Origin of the sequence: Oscillibacter sp. 1-3, assembly GCF_000403435.2 — a bacterium.
Lineage (GTDB): Bacteria > Bacillota > Clostridia > Oscillospirales > Oscillospiraceae > Oscillibacter.
Genome location: NZ_KE159707.1, coordinates 77,038 through 101,779, shown reverse-complemented (window position 1 = coordinate 101,779; position 24,742 = coordinate 77,038). Strand labels below are relative to the sequence as shown.

Genomic DNA, 24,742 nt, shown 5'->3' with positions numbered 1-24,742 from the left:
TGTCTATGCTAAAAATTGCCGCAACCGGAAACCTGACCAACGACGTGGAGCTGAAGACTCAGGAGGACGGCAGGCCCTACGCCATCCTGCGGATCGCCTCGGACCGGCGCTACCGGGCCAAGGACGGAACCCGCCTCACCGATTTTATCTCCATCAAGGTCCGCGGCCCCCTGGCGGAACGCTGCGCCGCCATGGCCTATAAGGGCTGCAAGCTGGCCGCCGCCGGGGACTTCGAAACCGTTGTGCCCTCCGAGGACCCCACCCGCCAGCCCGGCTTCCTCATCAAGGCCAGCGATGTGGAAGTGCTTTCCCCCAGAAAGGCGCGGGAGGCCGCCGGGGCCATTGACGCTGCCAGAGCAAACCGGGAGGCCGCCGCCTGCGGGATGCCTGAGAGTGAGGCCATCGCTTAATGCGGAACACTGGCGTCGAATATGGCAGCGCGGACCGGACCCCGGTGGTGCTGCCGGAGATGGCAGAGCTGCTCCCCCCTCTCACGGGGGAGCAGCTGGCCGCCCTGGAAGCGGACCTGCTGAAAAACGGATGCTACTCGCCTATCATCGTCAATGAGGATATGGTCATCATCGACGGACATAACCGCCAGCGGCTGTGTGAGGAGCACGGGATTCCGTATAAAATGGCGGTGTTCTCGTTTGAGGACTTGCTGGAGGCGAAACGCTGGGCCATTGAGAACCAGCGGGGCCGCCGGAACCTGGAGAAGTGGGAGCTGGGCAAGATCGCCCTGAAGCTGAGGCCGGATATTGAGGCGAAGGCCAGGGCCAATCAGGCTGCGGCCGGAGGAGACAAATCTGGAGAGGGAGCGCTTTTGACAACATTGTCAGAAGCGCTCCCTCCTGTCAGCACGAGGAAAGAACTGGCTGAGTCGGTTGGCATTGGCGAGGTCACCATGGGCAAGGTCATGCAAATTGATGAGCACGCCCCATCCACCGTGAAGGAGGCCCTGGACAGCGGGGACCTGTCCGTGAACCAGGGCTACAACATCACCCGTCAGGTTCAGGAGCTGCCGGAGGAGGAACGAGAGGAAGCCGCCGCCCAGGCGGTGGAGCTTCTGAAAGCGAAAAAGGAGGTCCAGGCCATCGACGCTGAGGCGGACCGCCGGGGCAAGATCGCTTCTCTCTTCTGTAAAGCCTTTGAGCGAGCCGTCCTGCTGACCCCCACGGAGGAAAACGTCCGTATCTGGGTGGAGAACACCCGTATGCGGCCCGACGAAATTGAGGATTCTGTCAAAGAGGCCCGCGAGCTGGCGGAAACCTTCTCCGCCATCGCAGACGTCCTGGAACGACTTCTGCCGCAGGGAGAGGAGGCGTCTTCGTGAAAGAAGAAATCTCCATCCGCCAGTGGCAGAAGCAGTTCAAGGCCGGATTTTACGACAGCCCGGACATTCACACACAATGCGGGGCGGGCTGGTACGACTGGTTCTGCCAAGACAGAGCCCTGGCAGGACGGCTGAAGAAGATCGCCAAAGTGGTCATGGGCGTCACCAACCCTTTTATTTTGGACCATTATTACATCTGGTTCAAGAACAACGCCCTGGTCTCCGGCCCTATGTACGACGACGTCCGCTTCGAGCCGCTGTCCGGGAAGCGGGACGGCAAGTATTTTCTGGTCCGTCTGGACTGCGCCGGAAGGAAAAAATGGTCGCTGTTCAGCGAACGATACGGCTTTTTTGCGCCGGAATTTGAGTGCGGCAATGTGCGCGGCATGGCCAAGTACATAGACGGCATAGGGCGGCAGTTTGCGCAGGAAATACAGCCTGTGTTTCTTTTGGAAAAGCGGGCAGTGGAGCATTTTATCACACAGCAGGACGGTTTGTGTGACAGCATAGTCTACCGTGCGGGAGAGCACTGCTACCACTACAAATCCTCCAAAAACCCGAAACTGCGGACTGCCATTGCCGCCTCCGCCTCGGGGCCGCCTCCAGACGGTTTCCCTGCGGATCAGGCGAAGGAATTCCGCGGCATTCTCGTCTGGTCCCCGGATGGAATGGAGCGGGATATGAAAAAGGAGGCCGACGCTCAGAAAAAACCGAATTTGAAAAAGAAAGAAGGAACCGAACGATGACGCAAAAAACCACAGGTCCTCCCGGCAGGCCCATTCTGCCTCCGGAGGCGGAGAATGAAATTCTGAACACACTGTTTACCAATATGAGAATCAGCTCTGGCGAAATCGCCGCTATTCTCAAGAAGCACAACGTCTCCGGCGACACGGAGCTTCTCCAGGACCGTTACCGGAAGCAGCTGGGCCAGCGGCTCATGGCCAGCATCCGGGACGAGCAGGGCCGCCGGGAGGTTTTGGCCCGCGGCAGCGAGTACATCGTGCTGGAGTGCTGCAACGACCGGCAGGCCCTCCAGGCCATTCGCCGCCGCATCCAGAGCCAGATGAACGGCCTGGAGGTATCCTCCATGAAGGTGGGCGGGCGCATTCATGTGCTGGAGCGGTTCCTCGCCCGGTTCCGAAAGGCGGGCTGACCATGGGCCCGAGAGAAATGCTCCGGGCGATCCGGGAGTATCCCGCCGCCTGTGTCCGCCTGGAAACCACACAGAGAGAGCTGGATCGAGCGCAAAAGGCTCTGGAAAAGAGCGAACTGGAGTGCCAGCGCCTCAGCGGCGATTACAGCGAGGCCCGGCGCCGGGCAAATTTTTCCGAGAAAAAGTCGGCTGCCCTGCAAGCCGCTTTGGACGCCTACAGCCCAAAGCTGTCCTCCCTGGCGGAGATGATCCGGTTTTATGAGACGGTCTCCCCCAGCCTGGACCCCCAGGGCTTCACACTGTTCCGCGCGGCGAAAAAGATGACGGGCATCGACCTGTACAGCTATTTCGCCTACGAGGACAGCCGCGGCCTGTTTGAGCAGATGGATGGCCGCCAGCTTCTGCGCTGGCTGACCGCCGCCCGGTTCGGCGCGGTGGATTGGGAGATCGTGACCGGGACCGTCTACGAAGAAGCTGTCCTGCGGGAGGTGGATACCTCCGCGCCGGAGTATCTGGCATTTGAGCGGAAGTTGTACCGGAAGGTCTTGGAGCGCATGGGTTTCGGGGACCTGCTTGCCTCGGAGGAAACTCAAAAATCTCAAAAAACAGAGGTGATTACCGCGGAAGAAAAAATTACGGAATGGAAGCTCTACAGCCCCCTGTATGCCGAGCTGTTTGAGGCGGACCCGGAGGAGGAACCCGGCTGCGGGCCTCAAATTCTGACGGGTGGAAACCTGACGGGCTTCCAGACGATCATCCGCCAGGGCATTGAGGATGAGCGGATGCCGGAGGAAGCCGAACGGGGACTCATGACCTACTTTGACGGCTCGAAGGCTGTGGATGAAAAAGTTCTCTCCATCAGCGTAGACGTTGAGGAGGTAGATGGGGAGCTGTTCGGCGTGGCCGTCTGTAAAGTCAGGGGCGCCCTCAGCCCTGGTGAGCTGGAGGAACTGAAGGAGTTTTGCATGGGACAGTATTCCGACGGCTGGGGCGAGGGCTATGAGCAGCGGCCACGAAAGACAGACTATGGCGACCTCTATGTCTCCTTTTGGGAATACGACGGCTTTTTCATCCGCACCAAAGAGGAACTGGAGACTGCAAAGGCCCACGTCCGTCCCCGGCCCCAGAGAGGAGAGGACAGCAGATGAGCGAGACCGTAGAACTGAGGCTGTACAGCCCACTCCAGATTGACATCATCAACCGGGACGCTCCCGGCCGCGCCATTCCCTTTCAAGCGGTAAGCTATCATTGCCGGAGCGAATACACCAGAATCATGCTGATTGATCAGGCAAGGGCCTCCTGCGGCGGAAATCACAAAGAATCCGTATACTGGCTGACGGACCACCTGCTGGCGATGAAGCCGGAACAAATTCTGAATTTCCACAGCATCATGCACGGCTACATGGAATTGGCAAACAGATACGGTCTGTGGAACGCGGCGCTCATCATCCAGGAGAACGGCTGTTATACCGGGCGTCTGTGGAACCATGACGACTCGGCCATCCAAAAGGCAAGGGCGGCAGCTCCCCAAAGGAAAAGGGCGCGGTCCGGCAAACAGAAGGGCGGTGAAAGCAGGTGAATCAGCCTATTGCAGAGATCAACAAGGAAACCTTCTGGGCGCTGATCGCCCAGGCGAAGGAACATCCAAGCGGCCCCGGCGAGTGGCTGATGGAGCAGCTGATGGACCTGGGGCCGGAGCAGGCCAAGAGGTTCGATGACTTTGCCCACGCCTACAGCAGCTTGGCCGATCAGTACGGCCTGTGGACCGCCGCCTCCGTCATGGAGCGCGGCGGCTGCACAGATGACGGCTTTATGGACTTCCGCACATGGCTGGTGGCCCAGGGCAAGGGTGTGTACATGGCCGCGCTGAAAGACCCGGACTCCCTGGTTGACGCGCCGGACTATCAGGACCAGCGCTTTGACTGCCTCCCCCATATGGGAGAGCGGGCCTACGAGGAACTCACGGGCCGGAGCACATATGAGAATTTTGATCCCGCTAGGTTTCAGGCGCTGAAATCGGAGCTGGAACAGGAGGTCGTGTATGGCGACGGAATCGGATATCCCTATGACGCCGCCGATGTCCCCGCCTACCTGCCCCGCCTGTGCCGCAAGTATATGCCGGAAGAAATGTTTCAAAAACAAAAGGTGGATATCGGAACCTGGAACTTGAATAACCCCAATATTCAAAAGGCCCGCGCCACCGCTCAGAAAAGTAAAAAAGTCAAGAAGGAACGAGGTGATGTAAGATAAGCGATCAAAACAAGGAACTGAAGCTGTATACCTCTCTGCGTGTGGATGTGACCGATCTGGGCCGGGAGGACAGCACAATGGAGATGCCCGACCCGGACTTTATGAGCGACGCTGTCAGGGAACGTTTCTCTGAATACCACAGCGCTATCCGGACGGCCCTCGCAGCGGACCCGCCCAAAACGGACCTGACCAGTCTGTTCCAAGCGGACTTCTTAACCCTGGAGGCTTTCCGGGATTTGGCCGGCAAGGTATCCTCCCTGAGCCTTGGGGTGGAGGATGTGGAAGGGAAATTTTTCGGTACAGCTGTCTGCCGCCTGAACGGCGATCTGGAGGCTATAGAGCTTCTGGCATTGAAGGAATACTGTCGGAGCCTTTTCGACGAGGGCCTTGGGAATAAAGCGCTCCAGTGCCCTGCTTCTCCTTCCCATGGGGAGCTCTCCGTTCGAGTCTGGCGGAGCAAGGGCGGCTTTATGCTGACGGAAGATGAAGTGGCGATGGCTCCCTGGTGTAAGGAGCGGAAGCAGAAGCTGGAGCAGAAACGGCAGCAACAGCGGAAACGAGGTGAATCCCGATGAGCGATACCCTGGCCATAGGCGTGGATCACGGCTACGCCGCCATGAAAAGCGCCCATGTTTCCTTCCCCACCGGGCTGGTGGAGTACGAGCATGAGCCGTATACCCAGCAGGATGTGCTGGAGTATAACGGCAAGTTCTATGTGGTGGGCAGCGGCCGCCAGCCGCTCCAGAAGGACAAAACCCTGACGGATGACTACTACCTCCTGACCCTCGCCGCCGTCGCCAAGGAGCTGGCCTGCCGTAAGGCGGACGCCACAGCCTCCGTCCATCTGGCGGCAGGGCTTCCCCTCACCGGCTTTGGGCGGGACAAGAAGAAATTCCGGGCCTACCTCCTCCGGGACGGCAGGCCCGTGTTCTTTCGCTTCGAGGGAATCGCGTACACCGTCAGAATCACGGAGGTGTCCCTGTTCCCCCAGGGCTACGCCGCCGTGCTGACCCAGCCGGAGCTGCTGAACGAGCCTTCCGTCATTCTGGCGGACGTTGGAGGCTGGACGGTGGACCTGATGCGCCTGGATAACCGGATCCCCAACGCCGCCACCTGCCGGAGCCTGGAGCTGGGCATGATCCGCTGCCTGGATGAGATCGCGGAGCAGGTGCGCCGTTCTCTTGGCCTGTCCATGACGGCGGCACAAATTGAGAGCGTGCTCCGAAATGACGCCAGCAGCGTGGACGGGCGGGCCAGGGAGATCATTCAGAGGGAAGCGGACGCCTACGCCCACCGCCTCCTCTCCGCCATCATGGAGAGCGGCCTGGACATCCGGGCCATGCCCGCCGTCTTCCTGGGAGGCGGCGCCGCCCTGCTGAAGCGCCATGTCCGGGCCTCGGACGGCCTGTGCCGCCCGGTCATCCTGGATGACGTATGCCTGAACGCCAAGGGTTACGAGCGGCTGGCGGGCCTCCTGCCGAGGGGCGCTGGCCATGGCTGAAAAGAGGAGATTGAACCTCTCCCTCTCCATGGCTTCTCCTCTCCAGCGGGAGGCATGGAAACGGCTGTGCGCCATCCCCTCGGGGCAGCGGACGGAGGCCGTTTGCCGGGCGGTCTGCCGGGTGCGGGAGCAGGACAGCCTTCTGGAGGCGGTCCGCGCCGCCATCCGGGAGGAGCTGGGCAGCGCCAGCTTTGTTCCTTCAACAGAAAAACCTGTGCAGCCACAGGCCGGGGACATGGATGAAAATGTCCTCGGTTTTTTGCTTGCGCTGCAGCACGACGGAGGTGAAGAATGAACTGATTCGCTATTTTGATATGTTCGCGGGGATCGGCGGCTTCCGGGCCGGGCTGGACCGCGCGGGCGGTTTCCAGTGTGTCGGCCACTGTGAGATCGACAAATACGCCGACGCCAGCTACCGTGCCATGCACGACATTGGGGAGGAGGAATGCTATTATCCAGACGCCAGAGAAATCGACCCCGGCGGAATGCCGGACTTCGACCTGCTTTGCGGAGGTTTTCCTTGCCAAAGCTACTCAATGGCAGGGCATCGACTTGGCTTCGCTGACCCCCGAGGCGCTCTCTTTTTTGAGATTGCCCGACTGGCTGAAGCAAAGCGGCCTTCGTATCTGCTTCTCGAAAACGTACCCGGACTCCTGTCACACGATCAGGGGCGGACATTTGCGGCCATCCTCTCCACGCTGGGCGACCTGGGGTATCATGTCGAGTGGTCTGTGCTTAACAGCGCCGCTCATAACGTGCCGCAATCCCGGAGAAGGCTGTTCCTTATCTGCTATCTTGATTCCCGATGCGCCGGAAAAATATTACCTGTCTTCGGAAATGGTGAAAAGGCTCTTATACAGCTCATCGGCGGTCCCCAGGGCTACCGGGTCTACGACGTCGAAGGAGTAGCCTGCACGCAAACCGCTGGTTCCGGCGGCACCGGAGCCAAGACCGGGCTGTACCTCGTGGACCTGAGCAAGGGCGCGCCGGAACGGACGGAGATCGCCCGATGTCTCACGGCCCGTTATGGGCAGACAAGCCTTTCCACTCATCCACGGGAACGGTCCGGGGTGCTGCTGGTTCGGGAACCCACCAAGCAGGGTTACAAAGAGGCCGTCCCCGGCGACAGCGTGGACCTGGGCTATCCCGGCAGCAAAACCAGAGGCGGCAGAGTCAGCAAGCTGGCCCATGACGCCGCCAGTGTGCAGGGCATCGTGGAGCGGGGCGGACGAATCCGCCGCCTCATGCCCAGGGAATGCCTCCGGCTCCAGGGCTTCGAGGAGGACCAGATCGACCGCCTCCTGGCTATCACCTCGGATGCCCAGGCGTATAAACAAGCCGGGAACAGCGTCACGGTCAATGTGATCGAGGCCATAGGCCGCCGTATCCGGGCCGTGGATGACGAGCTCCAGAAGGAGAAAACGGCATGATCGGGATGAAGGAACAGTGCTTCGGCGTGGAGATAGAAATGACAGGAATCACCCGAGAGGAGGCCGCTCGGGCTCTGGCGGATTATTTTGGCACAACACCCCGGTATTATGGCCGCACCTATGACGCCTGGATCGTGAAGGACCCGGCGGGCAAAGAATGGAAGCTCATGAGCGACAGCAGTATCCACCCGGAGTGTCAGAGCGAAGATGGATATTTGCGGCTCGAAAAATATTCCAAAGAAGGAAAGCGTTATAAGGTGGAGATGGTCACCCCCAAGCTGACCTATGCTGAACTGCCCCGCCTCCAGGAGTGTATGCGGCGGGTAACAGCCATCGGCGCGAAGGTGAACGACTCCTGCGGGCTTCACGTCCATGTGGACGCCTCCAACCACAACCGCCAGAGCCTCAAAAACCTGATCAGCATCATGTATTCTAAGGAGGACCTCCTCTTCAAAGCCTTGCAGGTGAATGAGGAGCGGGCGCGGCGCTGGTGCCGGAAGGTGAGGGAGCCGATGCTGAAAGAGGCCAGAACACTGTCTGCGGAGGAAACGCCGGACCTTACCCGATTGGAGAATATCTGGTATGAAGGCTTTGAGAATGAAGATCAAGACCGCCATAGCCATTACAACAAATCCCGCTACTATGCCCTGAACCTCCACTCCGTCTTTTACTGCGGCACCGTCGAATGGCGGTGCTTCAATTCTACCCTGGACCCCGCCAAGGCGGCGGCCTATGTGCATCTGTGCCTCGCCATGTCCGCCCAGGCCATCGTCCAGCGGAGTACCGTCATGCAGAAAACCCGCAGCGACAACGAGCTGTTCACCTTCCGGGTCTGGCTGGTCCGCCTGGGCCTTAACGGCGATGAGTTCAAGGAGACCCGCGACCTGCTTCTCGCCAATTTGAGCGGAGACCGGGCGTGGCGCCACGATAAGGACAGCTATGAGGTGAACAGAAGGAAAAAACGAAACCGAGAGAATGAGAGGTAGTTTATTGCGCATGAAAATCCGCATTGATACAAGGAGCTATGAGGGAACCGGGACAGAAATTCTGGACCAGCTCCGGCTGACCGCCTTTGATCCCACCGAGTTTCCCGACGCCGAGAGCTACCTCTGGCAGCTCCGTAGCAATTTCATGAGAGCCACCGATCTGGACTGTCCCCTGCCAAACGGCAGTCTGGAGCGGCAGGCCCGCGCCATGTTCGCCCTGCTGGCCAAGGCCGGGGCCCTGGAGGTGCTGGAGGATGGCTGACGGGAGACTGTATTTCGCCTATGGCAGCAACATCAACCTGGAACAGATGGCCTGCCGCTGCCCGGACGCCACGGTGGTGGGGCCGGTAATGCTGGAGGGCTATGAACTGCTGTTTCGTCGAAATGGCTTTGCCTCCATCGCTCCCAAGGAGGGCGGGACCGTCCATGGCCTGTTGTGGAGCATTACGCCAGAATGTGAGCGGTCTCTGGACAATTACGAGGGCTATCCCCGTTTTTACGACAAGCGGACGGTGTCCGTTCGAGACAACAAGGGCCGCTCCCTGTCCGCCATGGCCTATATCATGGACGAGCGGTTCCGGGAGCCGATGATGCCCTCCGAGTCCTACTACGCCGTCATCCTGGAGGGCTACCGTCAGAACGGCCTGCCGGTGACTTTTCTAAAAGAAGCGTGGGAGCACACTGTGCAGGAAATCCACGCGGAAACGGAACGAATCAACGCCGGGTTTATCAGACGCGGCAGACCGCCGAAAGGAGGAAAACCGCATGAACGGTAAAAAAGTTTCATTAACCGGCGAGATTCATATCTCCACCGGCAGCGTGTACACCACCGTGGACGCTCTGGAGACCCTGAAATGCGTTGGCTTGACCTATGGCCTGTACGACCGCGCCGAGGATATTCGCGGCGCCCGCGTCATGCTGGAGGAGGGAGATAAGCCCGCCCTGGTTGTTCAGTCGGATATCAGCCATCATGGGTCCCCGCTGTGGGAAACAATTCGCGTCATTACAGATGACCCGGAGCAGATTCACCGTTATCTGGCTTTTCGGGAAGTTGTGAAAATGATTCGGCAAATGGAGATTGAGCGGGAGCACGGTCCCGCGCCGGAGAAACCCTTGTCTCCCAAAAAGAAGGAGGCGAAGGGCCATGAGCGCTGAAGCATATTCGCTCCATGTGGTTGGCAAAGATGAGGAACTTCTGTCCTTCTCCGGCAGCGACGAGGAACAGGCTTGCGTCGGCCACCTGCGGGGAGATTTTGGCCGGGGGACGGAGTTCTGGACCACATGGTGGGACCACCAGGGGGAACTGAAGGACCAGGAGTTCAAGGACGAGCTGGACGAGGTGGTCAACACCTTGCGGAAGGACGGCCCCCTCAAGGATCTCAGCGCCATGCAGAGTTTTTGCCGGAAGCATGAGCAGGCCCGGATGAGTCCCGCAGCCGGTACGGACTACTACGGCTTCCGGGTGGATACCCCTAAGCGCCGCTACTATCTGCGCTTCCTGCCCCTGCGGGGAAATTACAATTTTTACATTTACTGCTACCAAACAGACAAGCTGGAGAGGATGGCGGAGCTGCCGCCCAGGGAAGAAAGAATGAGCAAACAAACGATTAAGGTCCTTGTGGTTGAGCCGACGAAGCCCTGCGAGGTGCGGGAAATCCTTCCCGATCTCAAGTCCCTGCAGGGTGTTGCCGGCGGGAAAATTGAAATGGTTTCTCCTTGTACGGAGTCTGCTGCCATTATCTGCAACGCCGAGGGCAAAAACCTGAATTTGCCTCCCAACCGTCTCCTCTGCGACTGCTATGGCGATCCGTATGACGTTCTCTGCGGGACCTTTCTAATTGTCGGAGTGGGCGGCGAAAATTTCATTTCCCTGACCGATTTCCAGCTTCATTCTTACAAGGAGATGTTTGATCATCCCCATCTGCTTGCCATTCCGTTGGAAGCGCCTGATTCCCCCGAAAAACCCACAGAACAAAAAAAGAAAAGAGGAAAGACTCATGAGAGATAACTACATCCTGACCGCCGAATCGGTCACCGAGGGCCATCCGGACAAGCTGTGCGACGCCATCGCCGACTGCGTTCTGGACGCCTGTTTGAAGCATGATCCCGCCGCCCATGTGGCCTGCGAGGCCATGGCCACGGCGGGAAAAATCATTGTCGCCGGGGAGATCACCGCCCGGCAGCTGCCGGACATCCCCGCCATCGTCTGCCGGACGGTACGGGAAACCGGCTATTCCTGCGATTACGAAGTGGAGGTTATCACCCACGATCAGAGCGGCGACATCGCCGGCGCCGTGAGCGGCTCCAGTGAGATGGGGGCTGGCGACCAGGGGATCATGTACGGCTTCGCCTGTTCGGAGACGCCCCAGCTCCTCCCCCTGCCCGTGGTCCTGGCCCACCGGCTGACGCTGATGCTCACCAATGCCCGCAAGCTGGGGACCATCCAGGGCCTCGGTCCGGACGGCAAGGCCCAGGTATCCGTGGAATACCGCAAGGGCAGGCCCACCCGGATCGCCGCCGTGGTGGTTTCCTGCCAGCACGATGAGGAGAAAAATCTGGAGGAGCTTCGGAAGGAGGTCACCCGCCACGTCATCGTCCCCGCCCTGCGGGACCTCTACCCCGACCACGAAACGGAGGTCCTCATCAACCCTTCCGGGCGCTTCGTCCTGGGCGGCTTTGAGGCGGATACGGGCCTGACGGGCCGGAAGCTGATGGTGGACACTTACGGCGGCCTCGTCCCCCATGGAGGCGGGGCGCTCTCCGGAAAGGACGCCAGCAAGGTAGACCGCAGCGGGACCTACATGGCCCGGTACGTCGCCAAGAACATCGTGGCCGCCGGTCTGGCGGAACGCTGTACCGTCGGCCTCGCCTACGCTATCGGCAGGGCGGAGCCGGTGGCCGTGGACATTAACCTCCATGAGACCGGACGATACCCGGAGGCGGTTCTGGAACAGGCAGTCCGGCAGGTGTTCGACCTGACTCCCGGCGGTATCATCCGGGCCCTTGGGCTGGATCGTCCCATCTTCGCTCCGTTCTGCAATTACGGGCATTTCACCCACCAGGACGCTCCCTGGGAGCAGACGAACCGGGCCGCCGCCCTGGCGGAAGCCTGTGAAAGGGAGGCGCGATGAACGGCGATACCCCCGTCAATGTATTTGGTGTTCTGGCTTTCCCGAACGAGGCGGACGGCGGGTTAGTCCGCTTCATCGATAGCGATTACAACACCCTCTTCCATGTGCCGGACGGAGAGAATATCACCCTCACCACCTTCGGCGATGACCGGAGAATCCTCCCCTGCCGGTACATTGACGCCACACACGCCCGGATCGGCGGCGAAACCTTCCACATCTGCCAGTTCGCTGAGATCCAGGAGCGGAACGGGGCTGTTTATGCTCCCGAGCATCCCAAAGAGGGCGACGTCTGCGACACCTATACCATCTACCAGCTCAAAGACGCCAGCGCCGCGTCGTACGCCTTCATGCCCTACGAGCAGGCGAAGGCCAAGCTGCGCATGGCCCATTACCAGCGGGCCTACCGGGGCGTTCTCGCCCCCAAGGTCACCCTGGAGGCTTTGTACGCCAAGCACAACCGGGGCAGCCGCCCCTTCGGACAGCGGATGCGGTCCCTGTCCATGAGCGACGTGATCGTCCTGAACCGGGGCGGGGAGGAAAAGGCGTACTACGTGGACACGGTTGGCTTCCAAGAGGCAAAGCGGTTCCTGAACCCGCCTATTCGGAAGCGGAAGCCGCCCCGTCAGGAGCGCTGATATGGAACGGACCAAATTTATTGCCTCCTGTTCTTTTGGCAAGGACTCTCTGGCGACTCTGCTGCTGGCTTTGGAACATAACGAGCCTCTGGACGAGGCGGTCTACTGCGAAGTCATGTTCAACAAAGACATTTCCGGCGAGGTGCCGGAACACCGGGACTTCATCTACAAAACCGCCATCCCCGCCCTGGAGCGAATGGGGGTCAAGGTAATCGTCCTTCGAGCTCAGAAGACCTATGTGGACCTGTTCACCGGCAGGATCACCCGCGGCCCGAAGAAGGGCATGGTGCACTCCTTCCCCCTGTGCGGGAAGTGCGCCGTCCAGCGGGACTGCAAGGTCCGGCCCATTGAGCGGTATCAAAAGTCCCTTCCTCCTGGGACCGTGCAGTACGTCGGCATCGCCCAGGATGAAACGGACCGTCTGCTGCGCCTGGAGGACGGCAGACAGATTTCCCTGCTGGAAAAGTACAACTTCACAGAAAAAGACGCCTGGGAGCTCTGCAATCGCGCGGGGCTCCTTTCGCCTGTCTACGCCTTCACGGACCGGGGCGGCTGCTGGTTCTGCCCCAATGCCAAGCGGGCGGAACTGCGCCACCTTTACGACCATCACCCGGACCTGTGGGCCAGGATGCTGGAACTCCAGGCCATTCCTGGAAAGGCGACAGAAAAATTCAACCGCACTCAGCGCTTCTCGGACATCGACGCCCTCTTCCGGCAGGAAGATCAGGGCGCGCTTCGGAGCGCCGCATGAAGTACAAGACAATAGTTCGGGGAGGTTCTATGAAAAGAGAAGAATTTGAACGTCAGCTCCAGCAGTTGGTCCCCCGCCCGAACGCCAAAGCCACGGAGGCGTGGTACGCCTACGGGCTGGATATGTGCGACGAGTTCTCCCACAGCTTTTTAGAGAAGATGGTCACGGTCTTCGGCTTCCTTGCGAACAATTTCAGCCCGGAAGCAGTACAGGCTGTTTACGAGTCCATTTCCTGCGCCACGCTCCTGCCTTCCGAGATGGCCGCCGCCGCTGTGTATATGCAAAGCGGCAGTACGTTGGAACAGATCGCCGCGCTGGCGGATCAGGGCTGCTTGATGTACTTCCATACGCCCCGGTCGGCAGACGAGAACAGCCCTCTGGCTCTGCTTACGGTCCGGGAGGGTAATAAATTGAAAACCTTCTACACCGTGGACTTCGGCTGCTTCCATCCGGAAATGGCCCTGCTGCGGGCCAGAAACTTTGCCAGGGAACACGCTGTCCCTGTGATCAATGCTGTCTCGCTGCTGTGGAACGACAAGAGTACCTGCCCCGCCAAGGCGGACGATTCCTCCCACCGGCTGTTTATGGGAAACGACCCGGAGATGACCCAGGCCATGACTGCCATATTCAAAACCTGTCCCGCCGTCGCCGCCCAAATCACCTTTGAAGTGGAGAAAAACCGTGTTCAGGTAGAATACAACCCCCTCTGGCGGGAGCTGGCGGAACGGCGGTTTGCGGAGGCGTTCCGCCAGAGCAAGCCGCTTCGCCGGGAAAAGGGCTCCAAAAGGAGGGAAAAGCCAAAGGACAGGTAGTCTGCCCCCTGTCGCTTTCGCCGGGTTTCCACCTGTTTCTTTGTTGAATATCGTGATAGCCTTTTCACCATAAAAATAGTACTGTTTGGGGCTGACCCAAAGCACAATTTTTACAGAGGAGTTGATGTAAACGAGCAGTAAAAAATATGAGATCACGGACATCGCCCATGAGAAGTACCCCTTCCTCCACCGCATCCGCGCCCTGCGGGACGTGGGCATTGAGGTGCGGGCCGGGGACCTGGGCGGCTTCGTGGAGGGGGAGCACAACCTTTCCCAGGAGCAGGAGGACGCCTCCTGGATCTTCGGCGACGCCATCGCCGCCGGGAGCGCCTCTGTGGACAAGGATTCCTGCCTGCGGGATGAAGCCGTCGCCTGTGACCAGGCGTATGTAACGCAGCGGAGCACGTTGTCCGGCCACGCCAGGGCGGAGGACGCTGCGTACATTCGGGGCGCGGTTCTCAGTGAGTCTGCCAGGGCAGCCGGCACCGCCATGCTCCTTGACGCTAAGGACAAAGGGAAATTCCCAAAGCTCAGCGGGCAATCCGTCGTCTACGGCACGGTGGCGGGCGCTGTGGTGGTTACCGGAACCGCGGTGATCCTCTGGGAGGAAAAAATCCGCAACGACACACAAGATGCGCTGATCCTTGACGGCCTGAGCCGCTCCATCATTCCGGGGCCATCCAGGGATGAGCTGAAACCCTGCCGGGGCGCTGAAAAACGGGAGAAACAGCCCAAGAGGAAGGGGATGGCCCGATGAACTTTTTCGAGGGAGAACTGCGGAAATTATTTGGGGATGGTCAGACCATTTCGGACCCCAATTTCACGGGCAAGATTTGCCTGGGAACGCTGGGGAAAGAGCTGCGGGTCCGGGCGGAGTTCGTCACCACCGGGGTCATGGATCATTACGACGCGATGAAGCTCACGGTACTGAACCGCTCCGGCGGACCCGTGGATACCCTGCTGCTGAGATTCCGGGACATTTGGGGCAGGAAGCCCGTTCCCGGAAACCCTAATTTTGCAAACGGCGTTATACCGCATATTTGGACCTGCAACGGCCAGACGGAGTGGTATGCCTGGGTCCCCACCCAGGCGGACCGGGAACAGCTTGTCCGGCAGGTCCGGCAGTATCTGGAGCCGTTCCGGGAGAGGCCGCCTCAGCCTGTTCACAGCAGCCCAAAGCTGGTGTACATCTGCGTCCCGCTCCGGGGGGATGTGATCGGCAACATTGAGTTCGCCCGGCAGAAGGCTCAGGAGGTATTTCAATCCGGCAGCATCCCCGTCTGCCCCCACATTACGCTTCCTTCCAACGCCGATCCGGCCTGTTCCGTTCAGGACGAGGCGGCGCGGGAGATGGGCCTGCAGCTGGTGGAGTCCTGCCAGCAGCTCAATGTCTACGGCTCCACAATCACCGAGGGGATGCGGGCGGAAATCCACCGCGCCCAGGAGCGGGGAATTCCTGTCGTTTATGAACAGGAACCTGTCCGGCAAGTCTGGCCCCGCAAGCAGCCTGTTCGAAAGGCGGGCCGTGACAGATGAGTCAAGATCGAAGTGAGCTTTTGCAGGCGAGATTGGACCAAAACTACCGGGACTATCTCGCCCAGCTTCGGGAAAAACCCTTTGATGAGATCATTAAACTGGCCCCGGAGATTACCGCCGCCCAGCAGCTCTGCGGGGAGCTGCTGAACGCCTGTGATGACGATGACATGGAATTTCTGCTCCAATTCGATGACCCGCTGGAGGTTGTGCGGGGCTGTTGGGAATCCGAGATCACAGGATACAGCCACAAGGGCGAAATGGGCCATATGCTGTGGGAAATCCGGGACAGGGAGCTGTACAAAAAAGAGCAGCTTGCCCAACCTTCGGAGAAGGCGCTCCCTTCTCCTGTCACGCCGGATAACCCCGCAAAGCCCAAGATTCCGCTTGCCTATCCGGGCGAGGATGTTTACTCTGTCCTGCGCCGCGCCATCAAGACGCTGAAGGAGGCCGGACAGCAGCAGGAAGCGGCGGCGATGGCGTTTCTGGTGTTCAGCGCCAAGAACCCGCAAGACGCTTTGACGGTCCTCTCCAATTATGTAGAAATTGAACCACCGCACACTCCAAAAAGGAAAACCAGATCAGGAAAGGGGAAAAACGTACATGAGCGATAACGCAATCCGGCAGATTACTGCGGACGATCTGCGAACAATGAACAATCAGGAGGGTCTCATCCTCCAGGGCTGCGGCGGCCCTTTGCGGGAATGGCTGAACGGCGTCAACGGACTGCTCACCGAAAGCGGTATCCTGCTGGACGGCAGCACGTTTCATACTGAGAATGTGACCGTGTTCCAGCACGATGATCGGACCTGCCTGCTGTTCCCCTTCGAGGATGTGAAGCTGGACGTAGGCAAGCTGGCCATGTGGCGGCTCCAGACCCACGGCCAGTTCGGCGGCACATGGCTTTCTGATTACGTCCCCAACCGGCTGGGCGGCTTCATCCAAGCGGAGCAGCGACCTCCCCGGAAGCCGAAGATGGAGCTGATGGGCCATGACGGCAACATTTTCTCCATTATGGGCCGGGCCTCCTTCTTGCTGCAGATGGCGGGAATGAACGCCGAAAACAAGGAGATGGTGGATCGCATCACCTCCTGCAAGGACTATGACAAAGCCCTCAATATCATCAGCGAATATGTGGACACGGAGCTGTCCACGCCCTCTATTGAACCTAAAAAATCTCATAAAAAGAAAGGAAAATCTGCCTATGAACGATAAATGGACAATTCTTCACGGCGACGCACTGAAGCTGCTGGGAGAGTTCTCCCCCGGAACCTTCGACGCCGTCATCACCGACCCGCCCTACGCCTCCGGGGGACGGACCCAGGGCGAGAAAAATAAATCTACCATCAAAAAGTATTCCAGCATGGGCGACGCCGCGCCCCCGCCCTTCGAGGGGGACGCCAAGGACCAGCGCTCCTGGACCCGCTGGGCGGCGGCATGGCTGGCGGACGCACGGAAGCTGTGCAAGCCCGGCGCGCCGGTTTGTATGTTCATCGACTGGCGGCAACTCCCTGCGGCCAGCGACGCCCTCCAGTGGGCGGGCTGGATCTGGCGGGGCACCGCCGTCTGGGATAAGGGCAACAGCCGCCCTCAGAAGGGCCGCTTCCGCCAGCAGGCCGAGTACATCATCTGGGGCTCCAACGGTGATATGCCCATCAGCCGCCCGGTCCCCTGCCTCCCCGGCGTGTTCAAGTACGGCAATCCCCAGAACCGCATCCATCTGACGGAGAAGCCCCTCCAGCTCATGCGGGACATCGTGAAGATCACGGAGCCGGGAGGCCACATCCTGGACCCCTTCGCCGGGTCCGGCACCACCGTCCTGGCCGCCGTGCTGGAGGGCTACACCGCCACCGGCATCGAGGTCACGGATGAATACGCCCGCCTTGCCAGAGAGCGGATCGAGAGGGAGCTGGAGCAGGCAGCGTAAGGCGCGGCTGTCTGCCGATTCTTCTGGATATGGTCAAAAAAGTACGGTATGATGTGGGCTACAAAACAAAGAGGAGGTATCAAGCATGAACGTAAAAATTACCTTTGACAAAGCTGCCGTGGAGCGGCGGGGCCTTGTCCTGGAGAATGTGCGGCAAACCGTCAAGAGCCTGTTCGCCGTCCATGATTTACCCTGCGTCTCCGACGGCGAGGTCCTGATCTTCCAGGACAAGGGCCACGGCGACGACTTCGCCTCCATGTGGGACGTGATCCTGTCCCTGCTGCGGGCGGACTGGTTCCGGGACTGCGCCGCCTCCTGCGTCTGGCAGGACGAGGACGGCGAGGAGGATGTGCTTGCCCAGGCTGGAAAGGTGTGTGTGGAGCAATGACGGACGTATTTCCCGGCGGGTGGCGAAAAGGGGATGTCTGCTATCTGATCACGAGCAAGGCCAAGAGGACCTCTCTGGCGCATACCGTGGAGTCCTTTGACGGCAGATACTTCGGTGTTCGTGGGAACAGCGGGCTGTTCCACCGTGTCTCCCCTGGCCGTATGTTCCGCTCAAAGGAGGAGGCGACCGCGTCCTTGCGGGAGAGCGCTCTCGAAGGAAAAAAGGAGCGTGAGCGCTGACCATGAAGACGACTCGAAAGCAGATCACCTTTGACCTCAGCCAGGAGGCGCTGGAGGCCCACTATCCTCGCGGCGAACGGGCGCGGAGCGAACATCATTACAGGAAAGCCTATCAGGACATTCGGCGGTTCATGGAAAAGCAGGGCTTTGCGTGGCGGCAGAACTCCGTCTACGTTTCCGACGCGCCAATGACCACCATGGACATTGTGCTCCTGTCCCAGCAGATGGCGGAGAGTCTCCCCTGGATGCGGCTGTGCGTGAAGGAGATCACGGCGACGGATATCGGGGCGCAGTACAGCCTCCTGGGCCTGCTGCGCTCCGACACGCCGCCCGCCGAACTGCTGCCGTCTGCTCCACAAAAACGGTCTGTTTCAACCAAAAACCGTGTCTGTGAAAGATAATCCGCGCGAAGGGAGGAATTGACGATGAAACGTTTTTATGTTTTCAAGGACGGCACACAATGTGGAAGTGCGGCCACAAAAGACCGAGCCGTGGATCTGATACGTCAATATCAAAAGGACGAAACGCATTATCTCCTGCGGTCAGAATTCAGCATCATTGAGGGAGAGGAAGAATTTGTACCTTATCCCTCTCAGCAAAAGTCGTCCAGAAAAAAGAAGAATATGGAACGATAGCCGGGGAACGTGTTTTGCGTTCCCCGGCTTCGCTGTGTGCGAAGGAGGCGAATGATCATCCAATATTATTCCATCAATGAGGAGCTGGCCCGCCGGGCCAAGGAGATGACCAGCTACTTCGACTACAAGGAGGGCAGCGCCACGGCGGAGTACCGGAGGTCCGTGGACGAGGCCGCCCGGATCGCAGAGGAGCAGAAGCGAAAGGTAGACCCCATCCATCACGAGAAGATCGACCACCTGCTGGACCTCTACGCCCGGAGACTGGCGGAGAATATCAACCGGCGAAATGCCATCGCCACCCGAGTCCCGTCCATTCTGGTGGCCGGAGGGGGCAATTTCCCTGTGCGCAAAAAGGAGAAGCAGAATCAGGCGGAGAATGCGGCCTTACAGGAGTGGCAGGAGATCCAGGGCATCCTGGACAAAATCCGCGGCACAGGCCGGGGCGGCATCAGCTCCGACGATCCCGAGGTGGTCCAGAAGCTGAAAGCCAAGCTGGAGAACCTGGAGCGGGACCAGGAGTCCATGAAGGCCGTGAACGCCTACTACCGTAAGCACAAGACCTTGGACGGCTGTCCGGGTCTGGATGCTGTGGAGGCCGAGAAGCTGAAGGCTTCCATGGCACGGGACTGGAGGAAAGACCCCGTGCCTTATCCGAGTTTCCGCCTCACCAATAATAACGCCTCGATCCGGCAGACGAAGAAGCGGATCGAGGAGCTGACGCGGAGAGCGGAGACAGAGTATGAGGGCTGGGCCTTTGAGGGCGGCAAAGTGGAGATGAACCGGGAGGCGAATCGCCTGCAAATTCATTTTGATGAAAAGCCGTCCGCCGAGGTCAGGGCCGCGCTGAAGGGCAAGGGCTTCCGCTGGTCTCCAAAGGCCGCTGTCTGGCAGAGGCAGCTTAATCACGACGCCATTTGGGAGGCGAAGCACCTGGAGTGCATCCGGCCCTTGCCCGACCGGCAGCCTGGAGAAGCCGGCCCGGAGCCTGAGAATGACTGGCGGCTGTATCTTGTTCAAGACCTTAATACCTGGTCCGTCAAATCTGAAAAGTACACCCCCATAGAACGCTTTGCCTCTCTGGAAGAAGCAAAAGCCCGTTTCTTGGAGTTGCGGCCCCAGGACTATAACAGTGAAGCTGTAGGACTCGGTCCGGATGGACGGCCTCCCGCCCACCTCGCCCTGGGTATTGAGAGTGCCGATGGCCTCAGTGCCGCTGACATCCTCTATGTGCGTCAGGGACGGAACTACCTCGTCACCGATTTTACTCAGATGGACCGTCTGCGGGAGGACCCGGTTGTGTCGGAAATCCTGGGCTGGGTGTCCAAGGAAATCGGCTTCGATCTGGTGCAGCCTCCGGGCTGTGCGCCGGTTTCCTTTGAGGAGTGGGACAACCCATACTTCCCCGCTGTCACGGCTGGCAGCATCGCCGCGCGAATCTATGACCTGGGCCGGCAGTGCATCCCCGAGGACTTTGCGGACGAAACATCCCGAGAGGGTACGGTTGCCGTTTTTGCCCGGATGCTTCAAAAAGGAGGAACCGGCGGCGCCAGGGAGATCGCGCTGGCTGTGTCCGGCATAGCGATGGATGGGAACGAGGCTGTACAGGCAGAGGCCAATGCGATCATCCAGGACATTGCCGCATATGGGCTCAAAGAAGAAGCGCCGGAAAAAGTGCGGCGCAAATCATCAAAAGAGCGGTAACGTCAGGGGGCTGGGTGTTATGTACTAGCACCCAGCCCTGTCTGCCAAGGGGGTTATATGTAACACCCTCGCTCTGGAAAAGGAGGATAAGATGGCGGTATCCACGATCTATACCCATTTTCATTTCAAGGCCAATCGTCTGCGGGATTTGCAGAACATAACACAGGACAAGCCCATTCGCGTCGAGGTTGTCAAGGTTGTTGAGCTGACCGAGAAGCAATTCCGGCATTTTTCCACGCATATGCTGGATGACATGCCCTTTATTATCGAAAACAGGAACCTGATGCGTGAGGTTGACGGCGTGTATCATTGCCTTTTAGTGTGCGTCAAAAATCATCGGGGCGGCATTTTGGTGGAGAGCGAGGGCTACAATTACGCCCGCTACGCGGCAGACGTACTGGATAAATCGGCTCTGGACCTGCGGGACGTGCCGGTGGACCACTATGACCTGAAGCTCCGGCAGCCACCCTCGGGGCCGGAGCGGTGAGAGTGATCCTCTCGAAACCGCGGCCGCCTCCTGCGGCCATTCCAATCAGCCCTTCCGCTTGAAAACGGCCCCGCCAGAGGCGGGGCAAGACCCTGCCGCCTCTGGCGGCAGGGCCGCAAGCATAGCGCAAATGTACATTTTGCGCGCTTGCAGGGGGAAATCCCCCTGTCCCCTATGCCGCCTGCGGGCGGAGGATCGGCGGCCGCAGGCCGGGAAAGGAGGCAGTACGAGCAAAACAGATAAAAACGGGTTGCATCATCTTCATATCACATTGACGCCGGAGCAGTACCAGAGCCTGTCGGAACAGGCAAAGTCCTGCGGCCTGAGCAAGCGGGCCTACCTCATCCGGCTTATGGAGGGCAGACCTGTCAGGGCCAAGACCTCTCAGGAGATCAAGGACCTCCGTTGGGAGGTTCACAAAATCGGGGTGAACATCAACCAGATCGCCCGGAGCGTCAATGCTGGCGTTGCCAAAGCCGGAGACGCCAAGCGAGGGCTGTTCCTGCTGAATCAGGTCTATGAGCTGATGTATGAGATTGCCAAGAAATGAATCCCCCGCAAGCTGAAATTTTACTATTTCATTTTTTCTTGGCATTCGCTGCATTCTCTATCGTGGATGGAAATAATACCTCCGCATATGGGGCAGGTGTATATGGCTTTCTGTTGTTCCATGAATTGTTCCAAACCATGCGCTTGCACAAAACGGCTGTTTTCTATAAGACTTGCCTGGCAGCGTTTATTATAGCTTTTTTCAAGGTTTTTCATCAACTTACATGGATACTCCGAACATTCAAAACAGCGGGACAACGTTTTTCCGTTGATACAGTCCTTTATTTTACATTTGCGATCATGCTCTGGTTTTCCCTTATCACGATTCAAACACCCGGCACATGGTTTTTTATGGTTACAGTGCCTGTAACAGACTTTACAGTTCATTCCGCACGGGGCGAACATATTTTTATCAATGTTTCCTTCTGGCATTTTCATAGCTGACCGCCCTCTTCTGTAACTCCTGATTTACCAGTGCAATTATACCCTGCTGATACCAGAAACACAATATTGGAAAGGGGCCATAACCATGGCCGTCACAAAAATACTGGCCCGGAAAGGACCGCTGGCCGCTGGCGTCGATTATATTCTCAATAAGGACAAAACCGAGGAGCAGATTCTCACCGTCCACCTGAACTGCGACCCTGGTCGGGAGGTCCGTCAAATGCTGGAAACGAAACAGACTGCGGGGGTCCATGGCAAGATGGACGGTGTCCAGTATTACCATGTGATCCAGTCCTTCAAGCCGGGAGAGGTCACGCCGGAGCTGGCGCTGGAGATTGCCACGGAGTTCGCACAGGAACATCTTCCAGGCTTTGAAACTGTGATTGCCGTCCATGTGGACAAAGAGCATATCCACGCCCATCTGGTTTTTAATTCTGTGAATGCGGACACTGGACAAAAATACCACAGCAACGCCCAGAGCTACTACAGCCAAATTCGGGCCACCTCGGACCGGCTCTGCCGGAAGCATGGCCTGTCCGTGATCATGGAGGGCAGCTCCGGCAAGACCGTCAGCTACATCGAATGGCTGCGGCATAGCAAGGGCCAGCCCACCTTCCGCTCCATGCTGGAGGCGGACCTGCGAACCGCCATCGAGGACGCCAACGACCTGGGCCACTTCTTTATGCTCATGGAACACATGGGCTGGGAAATCAGTCACGGGAACCGTCTGGGCTTCCGACTCCGGGGACAGGAGCGGTTCATGGTCCCAGGCCGGAAGAATCCGCTGTTCACGGAGGACGGCATCCGGGCGGCAATTCAAGGGAATCTATCGGCTATCGAGGCAGGCCAAAGGCCAGCGGCGATGTACCGCATCCCTTACCAGCCCTACAAGAAACATCCGAAATATACGGGCTTTCTTGCACTGTATGTTCACTACCTGTATGTCCTGGGCAAGATTGAGAAACGGCAGTACCCTCCCCGGATAACGCCGCAGCTCCGAAAGGAGGTCCTGCGGTTCGAGCGGTGCCGGGAGCAGTTCGCTTTCCTCCGTGAGAACGGCATCGCCACCTCGGAGGACATGGCTTCGTTTCAGACCCGCACGGAGGACGCACTGTCCGGGCTGATGAAGCAGCGGACCATCCTGAACGTGCGGAATAAAAAGCGCCGCGCCCTGTACAATGCTCTCGCCGACGCCGAAGCGCTGGCGGAGGCCCGGCGGCTCTACGAGGATGGGCTGTCCGGCATGGAGGAGGAATACGCCCGCTACATAGACGCTGTTGCCCTGCTGGATACCTGCGGCATCCCCAGGGAACGTCTGCTGGCGGAAAAGGCAGAGGTGTATCAGCAGTTGGCGGAGGTCAATTGCCAGATTCGTGACCAGCGGAAGAAGCTGGTCCTCTGCCGGGAGATACAGGAGCATATCCCCAAAATGAAACAATCCATTGAAAAAATTGAAGCGAAGGAAGTGATTCGTGATGACTATCGGAGGCGGTGAAGCCGCCGATCAGCTGGTGCGCATGATGCTCTCCGGCTCGGAGGTGGCCGCCCGGCTGGGCGGCTCGGCCCTCAAGAATATGCTGGCGCTGACCATGGCGCTGGCGAAAAACAACAAGAAGGTTTCCGGTAAAATCAACCTGGGGAAGATGCTGCGGGAGACGCAGGACCTTCGCCGGTTCCCCATGACGCCGCGGCAGTACAAGGAGTTTCAGAAGCTGGCCAAAAAGCACAAGCTGTTATATTCCATGATCCGCGACAGGGGCCGCCACGACAAGCTGATGGACGTGATCCTGCCCGTAACCGAGTTAGACCGGGCCAACGCCATTTTTGAGCAGATTCTGTACACGATCCCGCCGGAGCCGGAACGGCAGCCAAAGCGGCAGCTCCAGCAGGGGCGGGAGGTATTCCAGCCGGAGCGCTCCGCCCCCCAGAAGGCCCAGGAGGGGCGGCAGGCGAAGCGGCAGGATCGTGGGAGGGCCGACCCCCAGAAGGGCCAGGAACAGCCCCAGAAGGCCCCGGAAGGGCGGATTCCCAAGGACAAGAGCTGGCGGGAGGTCATCCCGCCAAAAAAAAATTCTCGGTCGGGACGAGACTCGCCCGCTACAAAACCCAGCTCCTCTACACCCAAAAAAGCGGCGGTTACGAGGACGACGAGTGACCGCCCTTCCGTGGAGGGGCGGCTCAAGGCGTACCGGGTCCAGCTGGACCAGAAGCGGGCGCCTGTTCCGGCCAGGGCAAAAACGAAGGGCAAATCCAAGCCCAAGACCAGATGACGGTTTTCAGTCATTGAAATTTGTGGTATGCTGTTTTCATCATCAACACGAAGGAGCTGTTCAAAATGCGGAAAATGCTGATTGTCGTGGATATGCAGAACGACTTCATTGACGGCGCTCTCGGGACGCCGGAAGCGGAAGCCGTCGTGGACCGGGTAATTGAAGAAATTGGCAAGTATCCCCTTTCCGATATCATTGCCACCCGTGACACCCACGCTGAGAATTACCTGGAAACCCAGGAGGGCCGGAAGCTGCCGGCCGTCCACTGCGTCAAAGGCACTCCCGGCTGGGAGCTGCATCCCAAGATCGCCGCCGCCCTGGAAGGCGCGGTCATTATCGACAAACCCACCTTCGGTTCCAGGGAACTTGCCGAGAAGCTGGCTCTGCTGGCGGAGCTGGACGAGCTGGAGATTACCCTCGTGGGGCTCTGCACCGACATCTGCGTCGTCTCCAACGCCCTGCTGGTCAAGGCGTTCCTGCCGGAAACGCCGGTCCGGGTCATCGCGGACTGCTGCGCCGGAGTCACGCCGGAGAGCCACAAGGCGGCGCTGGACACCATGCGGATGTGCCAGATCGAAATTTTATAA

36 protein-coding genes are annotated in these 24,742 nt (G+C 59.2%); 35 read left to right on the top strand and 1 reads right to left on the bottom strand.

Annotation, left to right across the window (positions count from 1 at the left end):
• Positions 1–5: 5 nt before the first annotated feature.
• The 32 genes from C816_RS06920 (at position 6) to mobC (ending at position 21,442) form a co-directional block, all read left to right on the top strand.
• Positions 6–410 carry a single-stranded DNA-binding protein gene (locus C816_RS06920; protein ID WP_016321675.1) on the top strand — a complete coding sequence of 135 codons (405 nt, stop codon included), beginning with the start codon at positions 6–8 and terminating at the stop codon, positions 408–410.
• Complete coding sequence (locus C816_RS06915; protein WP_016321674.1) at positions 410–1,333, top strand: ParB N-terminal domain-containing protein; 924 nt, start codon at positions 410–412, stop codon at positions 1,331–1,333. The genes C816_RS06920 and C816_RS06915 overlap by 1 nt, the downstream gene beginning before the upstream one ends.
• The gene (locus C816_RS06910) at positions 1,330–2,079 is read left to right on the top strand and encodes a hypothetical protein (RefSeq protein WP_016321673.1); all 750 of its coding nucleotides are present in this window, start codon (positions 1,330–1,332) and stop codon (positions 2,077–2,079) included. The genes C816_RS06915 and C816_RS06910 overlap by 4 nt, the downstream gene beginning before the upstream one ends.
• Positions 2,076–2,486, top strand: coding sequence for a hypothetical protein (locus C816_RS06905; RefSeq protein ID WP_016321672.1), 411 nt, complete (start codon positions 2,076–2,078; stop codon positions 2,484–2,486). Before C816_RS06910 ends, C816_RS06905 begins: the two co-directional genes overlap by 4 nt.
• Before the next feature lie 2 nt (positions 2,487–2,488).
• Positions 2,489–3,634: a hypothetical protein gene (locus C816_RS24220; protein WP_016321671.1), complete on the top strand. Its 1,146-nt coding sequence runs from the start codon at positions 2,489–2,491 to the stop codon at positions 3,632–3,634.
• Complete coding sequence (locus tag C816_RS06890) at positions 3,631–4,065, top strand: DUF4240 domain-containing protein (protein WP_016321670.1); 435 nt, start codon at positions 3,631–3,633, stop codon at positions 4,063–4,065. Before C816_RS24220 ends, C816_RS06890 begins: the two co-directional genes overlap by 4 nt.
• Complete coding sequence (locus C816_RS06885; RefSeq protein ID WP_016321669.1) at positions 4,062–4,736, top strand: DUF4240 domain-containing protein; 675 nt, start codon at positions 4,062–4,064, stop codon at positions 4,734–4,736. Before C816_RS06890 ends, C816_RS06885 begins: the two co-directional genes overlap by 4 nt.
• Before the next feature lie 41 nt (positions 4,737–4,777).
• The gene (locus tag C816_RS06880) at positions 4,778–5,311 is read left to right on the top strand and encodes a hypothetical protein (protein ID WP_207636899.1); all 534 of its coding nucleotides are present in this window, start codon (positions 4,778–4,780) and stop codon (positions 5,309–5,311) included.
• Complete coding sequence (locus C816_RS06875) at positions 5,308–6,237, top strand: ParM/StbA family protein (protein ID WP_016321667.1); 930 nt, start codon at positions 5,308–5,310, stop codon at positions 6,235–6,237. Before C816_RS06880 ends, C816_RS06875 begins: the two co-directional genes overlap by 4 nt.
• Positions 6,230–6,532 carry a hypothetical protein gene (locus C816_RS06870; RefSeq protein ID WP_016321666.1) on the top strand — a complete coding sequence of 101 codons (303 nt, stop codon included), beginning with the start codon at positions 6,230–6,232 and terminating at the stop codon, positions 6,530–6,532. Before C816_RS06875 ends, C816_RS06870 begins: the two co-directional genes overlap by 8 nt.
• Positions 6,522–7,667, top strand: a complete 1,146-nt coding sequence (gene dcm / locus C816_RS06865; RefSeq protein WP_371254364.1) for a DNA (cytosine-5-)-methyltransferase — start codon at positions 6,522–6,524, stop codon at positions 7,665–7,667. Before C816_RS06870 ends, dcm begins: the two co-directional genes overlap by 11 nt.
• Positions 7,664–8,653, top strand: a complete 990-nt coding sequence (locus C816_RS06860) for an amidoligase family protein (RefSeq protein WP_016321664.1) — start codon at positions 7,664–7,666, stop codon at positions 8,651–8,653. Before dcm ends, C816_RS06860 begins: the two co-directional genes overlap by 4 nt.
• A gap of 10 nt (positions 8,654–8,663) precedes the next feature.
• The gene (locus tag C816_RS06855; RefSeq protein WP_040655219.1) at positions 8,664–8,915 is read left to right on the top strand and encodes a hypothetical protein; all 252 of its coding nucleotides are present in this window, start codon (positions 8,664–8,666) and stop codon (positions 8,913–8,915) included.
• On the top strand, positions 8,908–9,429 hold the full coding sequence (locus C816_RS06850; RefSeq protein WP_016321662.1) for a gamma-glutamylcyclotransferase family protein: 522 nt from the start codon (positions 8,908–8,910) through the stop codon (positions 9,427–9,429). Before C816_RS06855 ends, C816_RS06850 begins: the two co-directional genes overlap by 8 nt.
• Positions 9,419–9,808, top strand: a complete 390-nt coding sequence (locus tag C816_RS06845; protein ID WP_016321661.1) for a hypothetical protein — start codon at positions 9,419–9,421, stop codon at positions 9,806–9,808. The genes C816_RS06850 and C816_RS06845 overlap by 11 nt, the downstream gene beginning before the upstream one ends.
• Positions 9,798–10,661, top strand: a complete 864-nt coding sequence (locus C816_RS24815) for a DUF3846 domain-containing protein (protein WP_016321660.1) — start codon at positions 9,798–9,800, stop codon at positions 10,659–10,661. Before C816_RS06845 ends, C816_RS24815 begins: the two co-directional genes overlap by 11 nt.
• Positions 10,651–11,784 carry a methionine adenosyltransferase gene (gene metK / locus C816_RS06830; RefSeq protein WP_016321659.1) on the top strand — a complete coding sequence of 378 codons (1,134 nt, stop codon included), beginning with the start codon at positions 10,651–10,653 and terminating at the stop codon, positions 11,782–11,784. Before C816_RS24815 ends, metK begins: the two co-directional genes overlap by 11 nt.
• Positions 11,781–12,419 carry a YodL domain-containing protein gene (locus C816_RS21680; RefSeq protein ID WP_016321658.1) on the top strand — a complete coding sequence of 213 codons (639 nt, stop codon included), beginning with the start codon at positions 11,781–11,783 and terminating at the stop codon, positions 12,417–12,419. The genes metK and C816_RS21680 overlap by 4 nt, the downstream gene beginning before the upstream one ends.
• 1 nt (position 12,420) lies before the next feature.
• The gene (locus C816_RS06820) at positions 12,421–13,170 is read left to right on the top strand and encodes a hypothetical protein (RefSeq protein WP_016321657.1); all 750 of its coding nucleotides are present in this window, start codon (positions 12,421–12,423) and stop codon (positions 13,168–13,170) included.
• A gap of 29 nt (positions 13,171–13,199) precedes the next feature.
• The gene (locus tag C816_RS06815; protein ID WP_016321656.1) at positions 13,200–13,982 is read left to right on the top strand and encodes a hypothetical protein; all 783 of its coding nucleotides are present in this window, start codon (positions 13,200–13,202) and stop codon (positions 13,980–13,982) included.
• Between the two features lie 211 nt (positions 13,983–14,193).
• Positions 14,194–14,739: a hypothetical protein gene (locus C816_RS06810; protein ID WP_242832153.1), complete on the top strand. Its 546-nt coding sequence runs from the start codon at positions 14,194–14,196 to the stop codon at positions 14,737–14,739.
• Complete coding sequence (locus C816_RS06805; RefSeq protein ID WP_016321654.1) at positions 14,736–15,518, top strand: DUF7768 domain-containing protein; 783 nt, start codon at positions 14,736–14,738, stop codon at positions 15,516–15,518. Before C816_RS06810 ends, C816_RS06805 begins: the two co-directional genes overlap by 4 nt.
• Positions 15,515–16,129, top strand: a complete 615-nt coding sequence (locus C816_RS21675) for a hypothetical protein (RefSeq protein WP_016321653.1) — start codon at positions 15,515–15,517, stop codon at positions 16,127–16,129. The genes C816_RS06805 and C816_RS21675 overlap by 4 nt, the downstream gene beginning before the upstream one ends.
• Positions 16,119–16,730 carry a hypothetical protein gene (locus C816_RS06795; protein WP_016321652.1) on the top strand — a complete coding sequence of 204 codons (612 nt, stop codon included), beginning with the start codon at positions 16,119–16,121 and terminating at the stop codon, positions 16,728–16,730. Before C816_RS21675 ends, C816_RS06795 begins: the two co-directional genes overlap by 11 nt.
• Positions 16,720–17,442, top strand: coding sequence for a DNA-methyltransferase (locus tag C816_RS06790; protein ID WP_016321651.1), 723 nt, complete (start codon positions 16,720–16,722; stop codon positions 17,440–17,442). The genes C816_RS06795 and C816_RS06790 overlap by 11 nt, the downstream gene beginning before the upstream one ends.
• 85 nt (positions 17,443–17,527) lie before the next feature.
• Entirely contained in the window at positions 17,528–17,830 is a 303-nt protein-coding gene (locus C816_RS06785) for a hypothetical protein (protein WP_016321650.1), read from the top strand.
• The gene (locus C816_RS06780) at positions 17,827–18,069 is read left to right on the top strand and encodes a hypothetical protein (RefSeq protein ID WP_016321649.1); all 243 of its coding nucleotides are present in this window, start codon (positions 17,827–17,829) and stop codon (positions 18,067–18,069) included. Before C816_RS06785 ends, C816_RS06780 begins: the two co-directional genes overlap by 4 nt.
• A 2-nt stretch (positions 18,070–18,071) precedes the next feature.
• Entirely contained in the window at positions 18,072–18,470 is a 399-nt protein-coding gene (vapD, locus tag C816_RS06775) for a VapD family protein (protein ID WP_016321648.1), read from the top strand.
• A gap of 24 nt (positions 18,471–18,494) precedes the next feature.
• Positions 18,495–18,704: a hypothetical protein gene (locus C816_RS06770; protein WP_016321647.1), complete on the top strand. Its 210-nt coding sequence runs from the start codon at positions 18,495–18,497 to the stop codon at positions 18,702–18,704.
• A gap of 51 nt (positions 18,705–18,755) precedes the next feature.
• Positions 18,756–20,405 carry a hypothetical protein gene (locus C816_RS25575; RefSeq protein WP_016321646.1) on the top strand — a complete coding sequence of 550 codons (1,650 nt, stop codon included), beginning with the start codon at positions 18,756–18,758 and terminating at the stop codon, positions 20,403–20,405.
• A 91-nt stretch (positions 20,406–20,496) separates the two neighbouring features.
• Complete coding sequence (locus C816_RS06760) at positions 20,497–20,892, top strand: DUF6329 domain-containing protein (RefSeq protein WP_016321645.1); 396 nt, start codon at positions 20,497–20,499, stop codon at positions 20,890–20,892.
• A gap of 250 nt (positions 20,893–21,142) precedes the next feature.
• Positions 21,143–21,442 (top strand): plasmid mobilization protein, encoded by a 300-nt coding sequence (gene mobC / locus C816_RS06755; protein WP_040655077.1) that lies wholly within the window; start codon positions 21,143–21,145, stop codon positions 21,440–21,442.
• A gap of 23 nt (positions 21,443–21,465) precedes the next feature.
• Here mobC and C816_RS22530 read toward each other — a convergent pair whose 3' ends face one another.
• Positions 21,466–21,828, bottom strand: coding sequence for a DUF3795 domain-containing protein (locus tag C816_RS22530; RefSeq protein ID WP_371254367.1), 363 nt, complete (start codon positions 21,826–21,828; stop codon positions 21,466–21,468).
• Positions 21,829–21,970: 142 nt separating this feature from the next.
• Here C816_RS22530 and C816_RS06745 point away from each other — a divergent pair, with 142 nt between their 5' ends.
• The 3 genes from C816_RS06745 (at position 21,971) to C816_RS06735 (ending at position 24,742) form a co-directional block, all read left to right on the top strand.
• A complete protein-coding gene (locus C816_RS06745; protein WP_016321643.1) occupies positions 21,971–23,380 on the top strand; it encodes a relaxase/mobilization nuclease domain-containing protein in 1,410 nt (469 codons plus the stop codon).
• Positions 23,361–24,155: a DUF3801 domain-containing protein gene (locus C816_RS06740; RefSeq protein ID WP_016321642.1), complete on the top strand. Its 795-nt coding sequence runs from the start codon at positions 23,361–23,363 to the stop codon at positions 24,153–24,155. The genes C816_RS06745 and C816_RS06740 overlap by 20 nt, the downstream gene beginning before the upstream one ends.
• Before the next feature lie 65 nt (positions 24,156–24,220).
• Positions 24,221–24,742, top strand: a complete 522-nt coding sequence (locus tag C816_RS06735; protein WP_016321641.1) for a cysteine hydrolase family protein — start codon at positions 24,221–24,223, stop codon at positions 24,740–24,742.